Source organism: Gemmata algarum (assembly GCF_034097035.1).
Classification (GTDB): Bacteria; Planctomycetota; Planctomycetia; order Gemmatales; family Gemmataceae; genus Gemmata; species Gemmata algarum.
This window is the reverse complement of sequence record NZ_JAXBLV010000183.1, coordinates 23,967-39,359: the sequence shown is the minus strand read 5'-3', so window position 1 is coordinate 39,359 and position 15,393 is coordinate 23,967. Positions and strand designations below refer to the sequence as shown.

Annotated in this window: 8 protein-coding genes; 1 reads left to right on the top strand and 7 read right to left on the bottom strand. The window is 70.1% G+C overall.

Going from position 1 to position 15,393, the window contains the following annotated elements:
- Window positions 1–245: 245 nt before the first annotated feature.
- From R5W23_RS16770 to R5W23_RS16740, 7 genes are all read right to left on the bottom strand, one after another.
- A complete protein-coding gene (locus R5W23_RS16770; protein ID WP_320687291.1) occupies window positions 246–2,585 on the bottom strand; it encodes a glutamine amidotransferase in 2,340 nt (779 codons plus the stop codon).
- Entirely contained in the window at window positions 2,582–6,418 is a 3,837-nt protein-coding gene (locus R5W23_RS16765; RefSeq protein WP_320687290.1) for a DUF4175 family protein, read from the bottom strand. Before R5W23_RS16765 ends, R5W23_RS16770 begins: the two co-directional genes overlap by 4 nt.
- 23 nt (window positions 6,419–6,441) lie before the next feature.
- Window positions 6,442–8,511, bottom strand: coding sequence for a BatA domain-containing protein (locus R5W23_RS16760; RefSeq protein ID WP_320687289.1), 2,070 nt, complete (start codon window positions 8,509–8,511; stop codon window positions 6,442–6,444).
- Window positions 8,508–9,485 (bottom strand): DUF58 domain-containing protein, encoded by a 978-nt coding sequence (locus R5W23_RS16755; RefSeq protein WP_320687288.1) that lies wholly within the window; start codon window positions 9,483–9,485, stop codon window positions 8,508–8,510. Before R5W23_RS16755 ends, R5W23_RS16760 begins: the two co-directional genes overlap by 4 nt.
- Window positions 9,485–10,498 (bottom strand): AAA family ATPase, encoded by a 1,014-nt coding sequence (locus tag R5W23_RS16750; protein WP_320687287.1) that lies wholly within the window; start codon window positions 10,496–10,498, stop codon window positions 9,485–9,487. Before R5W23_RS16750 ends, R5W23_RS16755 begins: the two co-directional genes overlap by 1 nt.
- A gap of 167 nt (window positions 10,499–10,665) precedes the next feature.
- The gene (locus R5W23_RS16745; RefSeq protein WP_320687286.1) at window positions 10,666–11,520 is read right to left on the bottom strand and encodes a DUF4159 domain-containing protein; all 855 of its coding nucleotides are present in this window, start codon (window positions 11,518–11,520) and stop codon (window positions 10,666–10,668) included.
- Window positions 11,517–14,108 carry a tetratricopeptide repeat protein gene (locus R5W23_RS16740; RefSeq protein ID WP_320687285.1) on the bottom strand — a complete coding sequence of 864 codons (2,592 nt, stop codon included), beginning with the start codon at window positions 14,106–14,108 and terminating at the stop codon, window positions 11,517–11,519. Before R5W23_RS16740 ends, R5W23_RS16745 begins: the two co-directional genes overlap by 4 nt.
- Window positions 14,109–14,613: 505 nt before the next feature.
- Between R5W23_RS16740 and R5W23_RS16735 the strand changes: the two genes are divergently transcribed.
- Complete coding sequence (locus R5W23_RS16735; protein ID WP_320687284.1) at window positions 14,614–15,129, top strand: hypothetical protein; 516 nt, start codon at window positions 14,614–14,616, stop codon at window positions 15,127–15,129.
- Window positions 15,130–15,393: the final 264 nt, after the last annotated feature.

The following is a 15,393-nucleotide window of genomic DNA, read 5'->3' as shown; positions in this document are numbered from 1 at the left end:
TCACTCCGTGAGCGGGCGCTCCGCGCATTCGACTCGCTTCGCGGGCGGACCGGCTCCGTCGTTGTGCGCAACGACGGAGCCGGTACCCGGAGCAACCGCTCACGGAGTGAGCGGACCACACTCCGAACCACCACACGAGTACGCCACACCAAATTGAAACTACTGGCCAGGGAGCGGTGCCACGTATTCCACTCTCTGGCGGTCGCGGCTCGTTAGAACAGCGACATCCACGGCTGGTTCATGTATCAGGCCAAGCCGTACCGGCGCCGGAGGCCCCATTCGGCGATTAGACAGAGTACGGCGACGAGGAAGTACGCTCCGCGGTGCCACAGCGGGGACACCCAGGCTTCCATGTTCGGCGCCTGGCGGGTCGGCAAACCGGCGACGAACTCGGTTAGTCCGTCGGCGGGGACCGTTTCGCCGCGCGTCCGGCTCGCCACCGTCGCGAGCAGCTCCCGGTTCGGTTCCAGCCGGGCGAACTCGTCCGCCTCGGGCTGCACGCACCACCCGACCTCGCGGCGTCCGACGGGCGCACCGTCCGGCCCGGTGACGGTCGCGACCGCCCGGTACGCGCCCGGCTCCCGCGGCACGAACTTCACCCCGTAAACGCCGGCTTCGCGCGCGTCGGACTCGGCGGTCAGCGTGAGTTCTTCCCGGTTCGGTTTCGTCACGCGAACCGATACGCCCGCGTTGTCCAGCGGCAGGTACGCGGCGTCCGTTGCCTTGATGGTCAGTTCGACGGCGGGCGACGCCGTGCCGGCCGTCGGCGCCGCCCGGACCTCCACCCGCCCGGGAACGTCCCCCACCAGCCAGCGCACCGTTTGGCGCCACGAGCGCTCGAAATCGTCCCGCGCCGGGTCGGCCCGCCGCAGCCCCCAGCGCCACAGGTCGCCGACCAGCACCGCGGCCGACCGGCCCTTGCCGAACGGTTGCACGACGAGCGCCGGGAGCGTGTTGCCGGACGTGTCGCGGGCGTGGGCCAGTACGGCCGCGCCGGGCTTGGCCGCCCCCGTCGCGTTCAGCGTGTGGAACGGTGGCATGGCGCCGAGCCGGGCGGTTTCCTCGCCCTCCGTCCTCTGGGTCCGCACCCACGGCTGGAGCCACCCCTCGCGGCTCAGGACCAACTGGTGTTCGCCCCCGGTGGGCGGGGCCGCGCCGTCGAGGTAGACCGGGAGCAGGTCGCCGACCGGGGTGCGGTCGTACCGGCCGGACGCGAACGAGTCCGGCCCGCCGAGCATCAGGAACCCGCCCCCGCGCTTGGCGACGAAGTTCCGCAGCAGTAACTGTTGATCCGGTGTGAAGAACGCGGACTCGATGTCGTCGAGGATGACCGCGTGGTAGCGGTACAGGTCCGCCGCGGTTTGCGGGAACCCGCCGCGAAGTTCGACCGCGTCCTGGGTGCCGAGCCGGATCAGCACCGGCTGGTCCCGCCGCTCGGCGGTCTCGGCGTCCGGGTGCTCGAACCCCTGGAACAGCGGGTTGTTCTGCCCGCGGGGGGCGCGGAAGTCGAACTTCGGCTCCCGCCGCGCCACCCGCACCAGACCGACCAGTTGCACCTCGGGGTCTTCGTCCACCGCGCGCCGCAGGTACTTGAACTCCCAGTTCGGGCGGCCGCACACGTACAGCACCCGGTACGGCCCGCCGCCGCGGTCCACCGTCACGAGCCGGCTGTTGTTCGCCAGCGTCGCCTCGGCGGACGGTGCGCCGTCCGCGAGCGCGGCTTCGGCGGCCAGCCGCGCCTGCACGCGGTAAAACCCGACCCCCGCGCGCTCCGGCCGCAACTGGAACCGGAACGTCAGCGTCTCGTCGGCACCCGCCGGCGTCGTTTCTTGCCGGGCGATTTCTTTACCCGCTTCGTCGGTCACGATCGCGACCACGGCTTGCCCGGGGAACCCGTGAGTAGCGACATCCGCCTGAAGCGCGACCGGCGCGGCCTCGAAGTTGGTTTGGTTGAGCGTCACCCGCCGGACGGCAACGTCCTTCGGGGCGGCGTACTCGGGCGGGAGGACCGGGTACACGGGCGGCAGCGCGGACCAGTCGATGTCCGGCGCGTCGGTGGCGTTGCCGTCGCTGACGAGGATCACGCCGGCGAGGGGGCGGCCCTGGTACCGCTGGGCGACGGCGGCGAGGGCGGTGTGGAGCGAGGTGGCCGTGCCGTCGAACGCGAGGCCGTCGAACCCGTCGGCCGCGCGGAGGTGCGTGTCGAACACGAAGTTCCGCACGTCGAAGTCCTGGCCCAGCCGGTTCCGCCAGCGTGCGTCGGTTTCGAGCAGCGCGCGCACCCGGTCCCCGCCGGTGCGCGCGGCGTCGCCGTCCCGGACCCGCAGGCTTTGGCTGTTGTCGACGAGCACCACGAACACGTTCGCGCCCGGCTGGGCGCGCGACCCGGTCAGGAGCGGTTCGACCAGACACAGCGCGAGCGCCGCGACACCGGCCAATTTGAGGGCCGCCGCCGCAACGGCCACCGACCGGCGCCCGCGCCAGCGGGCGGCGCTCCAAATAATCATGACCGCCCCGACCGCGACCAGTGCCGCGGCCGGGACCAGCCACTGCGGGGACCCGAGTACAACGGACGGTGCCGTCATTTGCCGCTCCCCAGGCGCTCGTAGTACCGCCGCACGCCGTCGGCGAATTCCGGCGGCACCGGGTCGCGGTCGATCGGCACCAGGGCGTTCGGCGACTCGCGGCGGCGCAGCTCCTCGGCCACCCGGTCGCGCAGCTCGTTCAGCGGCTGCGCGACCGTTTTCTGGAACAGGCCCCAGTCGGGTTCCTTGGAGTGCCGCTTGAACTCCTCGCGGGCGGAGCGGACGCGCTCGCGAATCCGCGCCGCCTCGGCGCGCAACTGCGGGTCGTCGATCAGCTCTTCGGTCGCCCGCATCCGGTCGTACCACTCGCGGAAGCCTTCTTCCCGGATCGGCCCACCGACCGCACCGCCCCCCGGCCCGCCGGGTTGGCCCTGCTCACGCCCGCCCAACTGCGGACGGCCGCCGGGCTGGCCGGACGGATCGTTCAGCCGCCGCGGGTTCGAGGTGCCGGGCTGGTTCTGCCCCGGTTGGGTCCCTTGTCCCGGCTGATTCTGTCCCTGTCCCGGTTGCGCCTGCCCCGGCTGTCCTTGGCCGGTTTGGTTCTGCCCCGGTTGGTTCCGACCGGGCGCGTTCCCTTGTCCCTGCTGTCCCTGTCCCGGTTGCCCCTGCCCGGGCTGATTTTGGTCTGGTTGGTTGCCCTGACCGGGCTGGTTGCGACCCGGCTGCCCCTGCGCGGGTTGCCCCTGTCCGGGCGCGGGTTGGTTCTGCCCCTGTTGGCCCTGGGCCGGTTGCCCCTGTCCGGGCTGATTCTGTCCAGGCTCTTTTCCGGCAGCCGCCGGTTGATTCTGTCCGGGTTGGTTCTGCCCCGTTTGGTTCGGGTTCTGTCCGGGCTGTGGGCGGCCGGTCGCCTGCGCGACTTCGCGATTGACTTGATCGGACAAGTCGTTCAGCTCGCGCTGGGCGCGCCGCAGCGCGTCGGTCTGGTCGCCCACAACGGCCTCGGACGCCTTCTCGATCCCCTTGCGGAGCTGTGCGGTGCCCTCGGCCCCTTTGCGCGACGCGTCGGCGGCCTCCGGGAGCCCGCCCGCGGCGAGCCGGCGGGCCAGATCCAGTGAATCCCCGACTTTCTGTTCGGCCGCGGTGCGGGCGGTGTTGTACAGTTCCTGGGCCAGTTGCGGCTCCGACTTCTCCGCCTCCTGAACCACCTTCTGCACCCGCTCCGTGATCTGGTCGAGCTGCTTCTTCTGCTCTTCCAGCCCCTTTTGCACCTGCTCGCGATCCGTGCCGGAGTTCAGCCCCGGCTTCGGGCTCTGCTTCAGCTCGTCGAGCTGCTTGGTGAGCTTCTGCTGTTCGTCGTCCAGCTTCCGGGCCTGCTGGCGCAGGTCGCGCATCTCCTCGCCGAACCGGGCGGCCGTTTCGCGGCGGAGTTGCTCGCGCGTGGCGTCGAGCTGCCGCTGCGCCCGCGTGCCCTCGTTGACCGCCTGCCCCAACTGGCCGCGCTCGAGCGCCTCGGACGCCTGCCGGACGGCCTCGCGGCTCTGCTCGACCTGCTCCCGCGCGCCGGCCAGCCGGTCGCGGTTCTGCTCCTGCTCCAACCGCTCCTGAAGCTGGTCGGTGTCGCGGAGCACCTGCTGCTGCTGGTCGCGGAGCTTCTTCAACTGCTGTTGCAGCTCCTCTTTCTGCTTCTGGTCCCGGGCCTGCTCGAGCGCCGATTGAAGCTCCTTCACCCGGTCGGTCAGGTCGGTCTGGCGGCGGGCCAGTTCTTTGAGCCGGTCGGCCAGCTCCTGGTTCTCACGCTGCTCGCGGTCCCGCTGCGCCTGCTGGTTGCGCTGCTCGCGGGCGGCGCTCTGGGTCTCGTACCGCTGCCGCTCGTCGGCCAAATCGAGTTGTTGAAGCTGCCGCTGGGAAGGGCTGCGGCTGCTGTTCGCCGACGAACTGCTCTGCCGCTGCTGGCGGGAGTTGTTCCGCGTCACGTCGAACTCGCGGGCGCGGAGCTTCAGCAGCGCCTGGTACGCGGCCTGTTCCGACGCCAGCGCAGCGGGCAGCGTCCCGGGTGCGTTCTGGTCCGCCGATTCGCCGAGCCGCTTCTTCGCCTCTTCCATCAACTTGACCGCCCGGCTGAGGTGCTCGGCGGACTCGCCCTGGAGGCGCTCGGACAGCGCGCCGGCCCGATCGATGACCGCCTGCTGCGACTCGCCGAGCAGCTTGACATCCGGGGCGAACTTGTCGGTCGGGGTGATCGAGACCTCGCGGCGGATCAGGCGCCACGTGGCGTTCACGATCTGCTTTTGCATCTCCGCGAGCTGGTCGGCGGCTTCGGCGTTACCGCCTTGTTGACCCTGCTGCTCGCGCTCCTGGCGCTCCCGCTCTTGCTGCTCGGCGGTCTGCTGCTCGCCCTGGCGGAAGATCTCTTCGAAGTGGCGGACCTCCGCGAAGTACATGTCCCCGGAGGTGCGGCGCGGCTTGCCGTCCGGACCGATGTCCTCGGCCCAGAAGTAGTACGACACCACCTGATCCGGTTGCGCCTTCAGCTTCTCGAAGTCGATCAGGTGTGCGGGCTGCACCCGCTTCGGGGCCGATTTTCCGGCGCCCTCCCCGAGCACGACCTCCTGGGGAGATTGACCGACCGCCGTGACCATGACGCCGTGCCGCACCACCCCGAAATCGTCCCGCAAGTCGGCTTTGAGCGGCAGCTCTTCCAGCGGCGAGACGCGGGCGTCGCGGCCGGGCTGCGGCACCGTCACAACGGGCGGCATGTTCCGGGTCACGTTGATCGTGATGTCGGCCGGCAGCTTGTTGCCGCGGCCGTCGGCGTCCGCGAGTTGCACCTGATACCGCTCGGAAGCGGTCGGGGTCAGGGTGATCTTGTAAACGTGCCGCTCGATGTCGTGCGGCACGAGCGGCTGCTCCTGCTTCTGCCTGTCAACAAGTACCGCCCGGGTGACCGCTTTGCTGAGGTGGCAGTACAGTGTGACCTCGGTGCCTTCCACCGCGGTAACGTGGCGGACATCGTCGATCGTCTTCGGCTCCAGGGCGGTATAGTTCGGGAACACCAGACCCGCGTTCACCTTCCGCAGCTCGGGGTGCTCGAACACCTTGACGCGAAAGTCTTCGCTCCGCCCCCCGGTGAACTCGACCCGGTAGGTCAGGTCGGTGGTAACGGAGGGGATGTACGCCGCGAAGGTCGGGTCGTCCAGTTGGCGCTGCATCGCCCGCGGTGCAAGAGCCGGCGTCGCGCCTTCGGTCACGAACGTCACGTCCGCCGGGACCGGACCGCGGAAACGGGCCGTCACCACCAGCGCCGACCCGCGCTCGATCTCGGTGTGCCCCGGTTCCACTTCGACCTTCGCGCCCGCCCCGAACGTCTCGCCCGCAACCGGTGCTCCGGAGTTGTCACCGGCCGTCGCGGCGGTTTGGAACCCGAGCCACCCCACGACCACCACGAGCCCGGCGAGCGCCAGCCCGTGCGCGAGACGTGTGAGCGTCAACCGGCGGGGCGGAACGGCCTCGTCCCAGTCGTGTGCCCGGCTGTGCTCGACGGCCGACTCCACCACGGTCGCCTGAAGGAAGCTGAACCGTCCGTCCGGTCCCGGGTGCTGGTCGACCGCGGCCAACAGCAGGGCGGAGAGGTCCGGGTGCTGCGCCTCGATCCGGCGGGCCACCCAGAGCCGATCGGGCGCCGCCCGGCGCGAAGCCGCCCACCACGCCGCCCCGACGACAACGGCCGCGGTCGCGAGTGAGAGCGCCAGAAGCCGGCCCGTTCCCGCGGCGGACCCGTCCGCGGCGAGTCGAGCGCCTGCTGCGAGCCCGAGCAGGGCGAGCACCGCCCAGCACGCGGCGAGCCCGCCGAGCAGTCGGACGCGGCGGAACCGCGCGCCGATGCGGTCCAACACCGCCCAAAGTTCTGTGTTGGCATTCACGGCGTCGCAACCTCCCGCCGGCCCGATCGGGTGCGCCACCCGGCCAGTCCGGTTTCGACGAGTAACACGACAATCGTCACCAGAATCAGCACCCGCCAGACCGCTTGGTTCCGTTCCAGTTCCGTGTTCTGTTGTTGCCGCTCGGCTTCCGTCCGCCGCCGCTCGGCTTCCCGATTCACCAGCCGGCAACCTAACTGTTCCAGTGTTTCCATTGGCGCGACCGCGGTCAAACTTTCGGTCGGGTCCAGGTTGACGGCAAACGACTGGGGACCCGTCGGGGTGTCGATCACGTACGCGCCGGGCTGGTCGGTGTCCGCGAACGCGTTGGCGTCTGCGGCAAGGGCGACGGCAGTTCCGTCCGGCTTGCGGACCGTGGTCGCGCCGCTCGCGGCGGACACGGGCACGCGGTCGCCTACCCGGTAGGTGATGCCGGTCGCCGTTCGGCCGCCGCGCAGCTCGAGCAGTGCGGTCATCAGTGGGACGAACTTCGACGACCGCGCCAGTTGGCTGTCAGCCGGCTGCCAGCCGCTGGCCAGCACCACGACCCGCCCCTTGCCGTGAGGCTTTTCGAGAACGGCCGGGGCGCCGTCGTCGAAGCGGGCCAGTACCCGCGCGCCGGGGAGGTGCTGGTTTGTGAGCCGCCGGTGCTTCCAGAAGTGGACTTTGGTGAAGTCGCTGAACTGCGGGCCGGACAGCGGTGCGAACAGCGGGTGATCGAACGTGATGTCCCGCAGCATCACGTAGCGGTCCGCCCGCGCCTCCTCGACGGCACTGTCGGACGCTCCTGCCAGTGCCGGTAGTGCGGGCGACGCGGGTGTCAGGACGACCAGCACGACCCCGCCTTCGCGGAGGTAGCGGTCGAGGACCTGAGTGCTTTCGGTGGATGGAGAGCCGGCCAGAACCACGAGCGGCGCGGCACGCACGTCGTCCCACGTCAGCGGGTCGCCGGGCTTGCGGGCGACCACGCGGACGATCCGTTCGGGCGTTTCGCCCCACGCGCGCTCGAGGAAGTACAGCAGCCCGGCGGGATCGGAGGCCGCGTCCGCGCCCAGGAACAGCGCGGTCAGTTCCTGCCGCCGTGCCCCAGCGAAGTACAGCGCGTTGTCGAAGGCGTGTGCGTCGCCGGTGAGTCGGAGCGTCGGCGTCGGGCCGCCCGCGGGCGGGCGCGGGACCTTCACGACCCGGCTTTCGCCCGGCGGAACGTACGCCTCAACCGCAGGCCCGTTCACCCCGTCCCAGACGAGACGGAACTGCTCCTGGTTCGCGCCCGCGGTGTTGGTGACGCGCACGCGGAACGGTGCCGCGGTGCCGCCCGGTTCCGGGTCGGCGCGGTCGGCCAACAAGGTCAGACCGGCGTTACCGCCGTCGTCCCCTACCGCGCGCAGGTCCAAAGTGACCTCGGCCGGCCATTCGAAACCCGCCAGTTCGGTGAGCCGCGCCCCTTGTTGCACGTCGCTGACCAGCACCACCTTCCCGCGCGCCGGCGCCCCGCGCGCACCGGCTTCGAGGATCGCGCCGGCGCTGTCCACGAGCGCCCGCCCGAGTTCGGTGCCGCCCCAGGTCGGGGTCAGTTGGGTCAACCGGTCCCGGGCGACGGCAACCCGCTGGTGCGGTTCGAGCCGGTCGGCCTCGGCGAACCCCAGAACGGGGCGAACCGTGCGGTCGAACGCGTACACGGCCACGCGGTCGGTCGGCCGGCACTCGGCCAGCGCGGCGTCGGCGCTCGCGACGGCCCGCTTCCACACGTCGCCGCGGCGCATGCTCGCGCTGGTGTCGATCAGCACGACCACGCGGCCCCCCGGCTCGCCGGCGTCGGCCGCGGCGTCCTGGCGGAAGAACGGGCGCATGAACGCCAGCCCGAGCAGGATCAGGGCGGCGGCCCGCAGCAAGAGCAGCAAGAGCTGGTCGAACCGTCGCCGGCTCGCGGGGGGCGGCGGCGACGGGGTCAGGAACATCACCGAACTGAACGGCACTTCGCCCTTCGGGCGGCGGCGGATCAGGTGAAAAATGATCGGGGCGGCGACGGCAAGGAGGCCGAGCGCGTACAGCGGCGCCAGGAAGCTCATCGGCCGCCCCCCCGGTTCTGGGCGCTGCGGACCGGGGCGCGGCCCCGCCGGGCGCGCGCCCGGAGCAGATCGAACAGCACCAACTCGAGCGGGCGGTCGGTCGTGATCTGTTCGAAATCGGCCCCGGCCGAGGTACACTCCTGCCGCACCTCGGCGGCGTGCGCCGCGAACCGGGCGCGGTACTCGTCGGCCGCCGTTCGCGGGTCAACGAACACCTCCCGGCCCGTCTCCGCGTCGCGGAACAGTCCCGGCGCGTCGAACCGGAAGTGGACCTCTTGCGGGTCCAGCACGCGGAACACGATCACGTCGTGCCCGGCGGCGCGCAGGCCGCCGATCGCCGTCCGGACCGCGCTCGCGGGCACGAGCAGGTCGGAGAACAGGACGAACAGACCGCGCCGGCGGGTGACGGCACCGGCTTCGCCGAGCGGTCCGACCAGGTCGGTAGCAGTGCCACCGGGGTCGCGGTGTAGCGCCGCGGTGAGGTGCGCGAGCTGGCCCGGGCGGGCGCGGGGCGGGATGTACTCGACGACGCGGTCGGCGAACGTCACCAGCCCGACCGCGTCCCGCTGGCGCGACAGGAAGTAGGCGACCGTGGCCGCCGCGGTGCGGGCGTAGTCCCACTTGGTGACCGGCCCGGAGCCGTAGCCCATCGACCGGCTGCCGTCCGCGATCAGGTGGCAGCGGAGGTTCGTTTCGTCCTCGAACTTCTTGATGTAGTAACGGTCCGAGCGGGCGAAGAGGCGCCAGTCGAGGTACCGGGGGTCGTCGCCGGGGGTGTACTGGCGGTACTCGCTGAACTCGGCCGAGAACCCGTGGTACGGGCTGCGGTGGAGCCCCTTCTCGAACCCCTCGACGATCACCCGCGCCCGGAGCTGGAGGCTCTTGATCCGCATCAGGGCCGCGGGGTCGATGAGTGCCGGCCCGCCCGACGGCGGGCGGTTCGCGGCGGTCGGCGTTGGCGCGGGTGCGGGCATCAGCGGGGCGCGTCCTTAACGTGTTCGAGGAGGCGGTCGATCACCGTATCGACGGAGACCCCGTCGGCGGCCGCGCGGTAGCTCAGCAGCACGCGGTGCCGCAGGGTGGGGTGGACCAGCGCGCGGATGTCGGCGGGGGTGGCGTGCGCCCGCCCCTCCAGCAGCGCCCGCGCTTTGGCCCCGAGCACGAGCGACTGGCCCGCCCGCAGCCCGGCCCCCCAGCTCACCCACTGGTTCACGAAGTCCGGCGCGCCGGCCCGGCCGGGCCGCGTGGCGGCGGCCAGCCGCACGGCGTACCGGATCAGGTCGTCCGCCACCGGCACCTTCTTCACTACCTCGTGGAACCGCAGCACGTCGGCCGCGTCGAACAGCGGCTCGATGGGCGCCGGCCGCCGGGAGGTGGTCTGGCGCACCACCGCGACCTCGTCCTCTTCCGGCAGGTAGTCGACCACCACGTTGAAGAGGAACCGGTCGAGCTGGGCCTCGGGCAGCGGGTACGTGCCCTCCATCTCCACCGGGTTCTGCGTGGCGAGCACGAAGAACGGCTCGTCCAGCGGGTAGCGGACCCCGCCGGCCGTCACCTGGTGCTCCTGCATCGCTTCGAGCAGCGCGGCCTGGGTCTTCGGCGGGGTGCGGTTGATCTCGTCGGCCAGGATCACGTTCGCGAAGATCGGCCCCTTCACGAACTGCATCCGCCGGCGCCCGTCGCCGGTGTCCTCCAGGATGTCGGTGCCGGTGATGTCCGCCGGCATCAGGTCCGGGGTGAACTGGATGCGGGCGAACTTCAGGCGGAAGAGCTGCGCGAGCGACCGGACGAGGAGCGTCTTGGCCAGCCCCGGCGCCCCGGTGATCAGGCAGTGCCCGCCCGCGAGCAGCGCGGTGAGCAACTGCGCGGTGGCGTCCTTCTGGCCGACGATCACCTTGCCGAGCTCGCGCTCGATCGCGCCGCGGGCGGCGCGGATCTTCTCGACCGCCTGCTTGTCCTGCTCGAATTCGGTCCCGGCTGCGGTCACGGGCGGTCCTTTCGTTACGCGGTGTGCGAATGGGGGCGGCTCGTAACGGATCGCGTTGATTGATTTCTGTAGCCGGCCTCTGTGAGGCCGGTGCGATACCACTTCTGTCGCACCGGCCTCACAGAGGCCGGCTACAGAAATTACTTACTCTCCAACCGGATTCCAACTCAGTGGGTCATCGCGTACACGATGACGTTGATGCCGAGCGGGTACGCCTTCTTCTCGGAGAACTCGCGGAAGTACCACGGGTCCTCGCCCTCGCGCTCCCACCCGTCGCCGAGGTCGGTGTTGTGGCCGATGAACGCCATCATCCGCCCCTTGTCGTCGAAGAGCCCCTTGTAGTGGACCGTCTGCGTGTTCCCGCCGTGCCCGCGCTCCCAGGTGATGCCCTCGGCCTTGCCGGCGTAGGCCGCGCCGATGCTCGGGATCTGCGGCTTCTCCTTCAGGTGGTACACGCACCGGAAGATCTCGTGGTCCGCCGGCAGCTCTTGGGGCTCGCGGTCGGGGAACACCCGCTTGATCTCGCGGAGGAAGTTCTCCCACTGGGCGTCGCCCCAGAAGTCGTCGACCATCAGGAAGCCGCCGTTGGTCAGGTACTTCCGCAGCGCGAGCACCTCGTCCTCCGAGAAGACCAGCCCCCCGGGCTCGACGATGTAAATGAACGGGTGGTCGAACAGGCGCGGGTCGGTGAGCCGCAGAACGATCGGGTTCGGGTTCACGCGCAGCGAGGTCAATTGCTGGAGGCGGAACGACAGGTTGAGTTCGGCGTCGGGCCAGTCGGTCCGCCAGCCGCCCCCGCCGCCGCGGCCGAACCCGCGGCGGAGCGAGTCGTACTCGATCCGCACGAACGTGAACACGTCGTTCTTGAAGTTCGGGTCCACTTTCCAGTCGGGCACGCCGGCCCGGTTCGCGGGCAGCTCGCTCGGCGCACGGTACCGGGGCTGGCGCGCCGCGGAAACGAGCCCGCCGGCCACGGACGCGAAGACCACCGCCGCCACAACGAACCGACGCGTTCGGGTCACGGGTTCTTCTCCGGTCGGGGCGGGGCAGGGGACTTCTCGGCGGCAGCGACCAGCTTCAACAGCAGTTCGTGCGCTTCGCGGAACCGCGGGGCCTCTTCGAGCGCCTTCAGCACCTCGCGCCGCGCCGCGCCGCGCTCGCCGCTCTGTTCCAGAAGCACCGCGAGGCGGTATCGCACGCTTGCGGCGTCCGGAACGCCGAACCGGAGCACGGCGCGGTAAGCCGTCGTGGCCTCGTTACGCTCGTTCAGGTGCTCGGCGGCCTGGGCCAGTGCCCGGTGCGGGGCGGGCGCGAGCGGGTTGACGGCCAGCCAGCGGCGAGCGTTTCGGGCGGCGGCCGTCCAGTCGCCCGCGGCGGCGCCCAGTTCGATCAACCGCTGGTGGGCGGCGGTCGCGTCACCGTCCCGTTTGGCCCACTCCTCGAGCGCGGCCCCTTCCTCCTTCGGTCGCGCGGTTTGCCGGTACAGCACGGCGAGCAGTTCGTAAGCGTTGTTCGGTCCGGCGTACTCCGGGTACACCCCGCGGAGCCCGTTCAACTCCTTCTCGGCCTCCGCCCATTTCTGCTCCCGCACCAGTCCCCGGCACAGCCGCTGCCGCCCCCAAAAGCTCTGCGGGTGCTTCTGAAGCCAGACCCGCACCGCGGCCGAATCCGCCTCGTCTTTCAGGTCGGGCTCTTCCCAGGTCGCGTCGGGGGCCACTGATTTGGCCCGCGCCCGAGCGAAGTCGGTGAACTCGCTGTCGAGCTTGGCGAGCGGGCGGCCGGTCCGCCGTTCGAGTGCCTCATTTACAGATAGCCCTGCTCCCAGATCGTCCAGCGCCGTCTTGAGGGCATCGAGCCCGTACCGGCTCACGAGGAACTCGACGGCCAGCGCCGACTCGAAGTAGGCGAACTGAACGTGGAGCGCGCTTTTCGGGCTCAGGAACGCGGAACTCAACCGGCTGAGGGGAATCAGGTCGTCGCCCAAGGTCATTTCGCGATACCTCGGGGTCATCCAGCGGCCCCACCCGGGGTTCTCGAGCGACTCCTCGTAAACGGAAATTCCCTCGCTGAGCCAGCGGGGCATCTTGTTGCGGGTCTTGTGGAGAGTAACCGTGTGGCAAAACTCGTGCCACACAATCGCCTCCCAGCTCGACGGGGATTGCCCCTGTGCGGCCGGGCCGTTCACGGTGATGACCGGCCCGAAGCAGACGCCCAGAACGCCCTCTGATCCCGGCATACCGAACGTGCGGACCGCGAAGTCCTGGCCGCGCGGGAAGATCTCGACTGTGATCGTCTTGTCGAGGCGGACGCCGTACTTCTCGCACAACACCTTTTTGGCCCGCTGGAGCACCGCCAGCGCCTGCCGGCCGTACAGGTCGGCTTCTTTCTCCTCCATCCGCACGACGAACCCGTCGGCGGTGATGGTGCGGAACTTCGAGAGCTGATCCCGAAGGGCGACGAGGTTGTGTGCAACGACGTTGTAGCCGTCGGCCGCGAACACCTCGGCCGCCAGCTTCCATCCCTCTGTTTCGTCCCCGAGCCGGAGCAGGTCGAGGCACAGTTGCGCCTTGGCCGGCAGGTACTGCTTGTCCTTATCCAGCGCCTTCCGCTGGTAGGCGGCGCCTTCTTTGAAGCGGTAGTCCTGGGACAACTTCCGTCCGATGAGGTGTTCCACGTGCGGGTTCCCGGGCCAGCGCGCGAGGGCTTTTTCTCGGGCGGCTTTTTCCCCAGCGCCGTCCTCGCGGAGGTGCGCGATAGCGGCTCGGTACGCCCACGTCCGCGGCTCTCCGGGGTCCGTGGCCAGGACGGTTTTCAGCACGTCCTCCGCGCCGGCGAAGTCTTCGGCGTCGATCAGGTGGTCGGCCCGGAAGAGGAGGCTGTCGGCGTGGCGGGGGTTGATCGCGAGCGCTTCCGCAATGGCCTTCATCGCCCGCGCCCGGTCGTCCTCGGCGAACGCGCGGGCCAAAAGATGGTGGTACCGGGGATCTTGACCGGCGGCCTCCTTTGGCGCTTTCTGAAGCGTTTCGGCGGCGAACGCCCGGTCGTGTTTCGTCAGCGCCAGTTCGGCCACGGCGAGGTGCGCGTCGAGGTAGGCGGGCGTGTTCTTCACGACCGGGTTGAAGTACCGGTCGAGCACCTCTTTCGCGTCGGCACCGGTGGACAGGAGGTGGCGACCGAGCGCGACCCGTTCGGCCGGCGTACTCGCGGCGCGATTGTCGATCTGCCGCTGAACGGCCGCCAGGGCCGCAGCGGCTTCTTTCTCCCTTCCGCTTGTGCGGTAGACTTCGTGGGCCAGGAGGGGAAGGACGAGGTCGTCCGGGAACCGCGTTCGAGCGTCTTCAATGGTCTTACCGGCCGCGGTGTACTCGCCGCGTGCGGTTTCGGCCCGGACTTTGAGCACCCACCACGATGCGGCGTCCGCTCCCTTTGCGATTTCGCCAGCGGTTAGTTTCTCACATTCGGCGTACTTGCCGGTGCGGAACAGCTTCTCCGCTTCACCGAGATCGGCCCCGCGGACGTGCGGGGAACCTATCAACGAAAACGCGACCCCGAAGGCGAACCGAACGAACGGGCCGACGGACCGGCGGCGCGGGTGTGGTGATCCGAGCATAGTTGCACCGGCTCTCGCGGACCAGTTGCCAGGCGAGTTCGACGGCTCGGGTCGATCGATCAGAAGCCGTTCGGCCGCGCGGGTGCGCAATGAACGGGGATCGCAAGACCGCGGTCGCGACGATCATACCCGATCGGTTCTGTAAAATCGATGAGTCCGCGTTCGGCTTCACATTTGCGTCGCGGCACGCCCGCCGGTTTCCGCGCTGCCGTGGCTCGCGCTACTGCGTCCCCGAAAAACGGCACACATCTACACGAGCCGACATCCGCATGTTGGGATCTCCTGATGCCTGCGTGGTGACGGCTCGCGCGCCCGCCGGGCCGCACTCCGGCCGCCGGCGCTGGCCCGTTTCGCGTGATTGTGCCTGGGGTTAACCCCAGGTTGGGCTGGGGTTGTCGCTGTGTCCAGTGCTCCGGAACCGCCGCTCGGCTCCGGGTATCACCTCAGGTAAACGGTCACGCAATGCATCGATCTTCTGTGCGGTGCTTCCCCGTGGAGAACATGTGTGGCCCCAATCGAACTGAGAGACGCGGACGCCGAGTTCACGCTGCCGGGCTTCGTTGGTCTTTCTGAATGGTCTGCGCTCGCCGTCGTCGTCCGGCGCCGGCTGCAAGCGCACCCGGACGCACGCGTCACTCTGGACTGCGGGCGGGTGGCGGGGATCGCGCCGGACGTGTTCTTGGCGATCGGCACTTTGCTCCGCTCCGACCCGGGACGCGTGCGCCTGCGGAACGCGCCGGCCGTTATGAACGTCTGTGCGTCCAAACTGGTCGTGTCGCACGTGCTGGACGGGTTGGTGCTCACCGTCTCAAGGAGCGTCGGCCGTCTCAGCCCGGTCGCCCGAGACGAGGAGCTGACACGCGCCCTCGGGCGCCTGACCGCCAGCGTGAGTGCGCTCAAGCGGGCGTGGTTGGGCGCGGGCGCTCCGAGCGAGGCCGGCGTGCCGACCCCTTCCTCCGCCGAGCGGCCCGCGTTGGTGCCCGCCGGCGGGGCGTGTCGTTCTCCGGAATGTTCCGGCTGACTCGCGCTTTGTGCCTGTCCGGTCGGGCAGAGCCCCGCGCTGATGGCACCGAGACGCGGTCAGAGCGAGCCTCGTCCGCACGGACCATTCGCACCGCCGCAACCGGTGCGTTATCGGTCCGCCGATTGAAACCCCTTGCTCTTTGCGAGCTTAAACCGGCTCACCGTGGACCGCGCGAGCCGATCCGGCGCTCGGGCATGCACCGAAGGCCTGTGCGACTACGAACCGCGCACAGCGGGCAAATCCTGACGCGCGCGGTCGATA

Bases quoted from the DNA above. Each gene is read 5' to 3' on its own strand.
- R5W23_RS16760 (WP_320687289.1), bottom strand. From the start codon at position 8,511: ATGAGCTTCCTGGCGCCGCTGTACGCGCTCGGCCTCCTTGCCGTCGCC.
- R5W23_RS16755 (WP_320687288.1), bottom strand. From the start codon at position 9,485: ATGCCCGCACCCGCGCCAACGCCGACCGCCGCGAACCGCCCGCCGTCG.
- R5W23_RS16770 (WP_320687291.1), bottom strand. From the start codon at position 2,585: ATGACGGCACCGTCCGTTGTACTCGGGTCCCCGCAGTGGCTGGTCCCG.
- R5W23_RS16740 (WP_320687285.1), bottom strand. From the start codon at position 14,108: ATGCTCGGATCACCACACCCGCGCCGCCGGTCCGTCGGCCCGTTCGTT.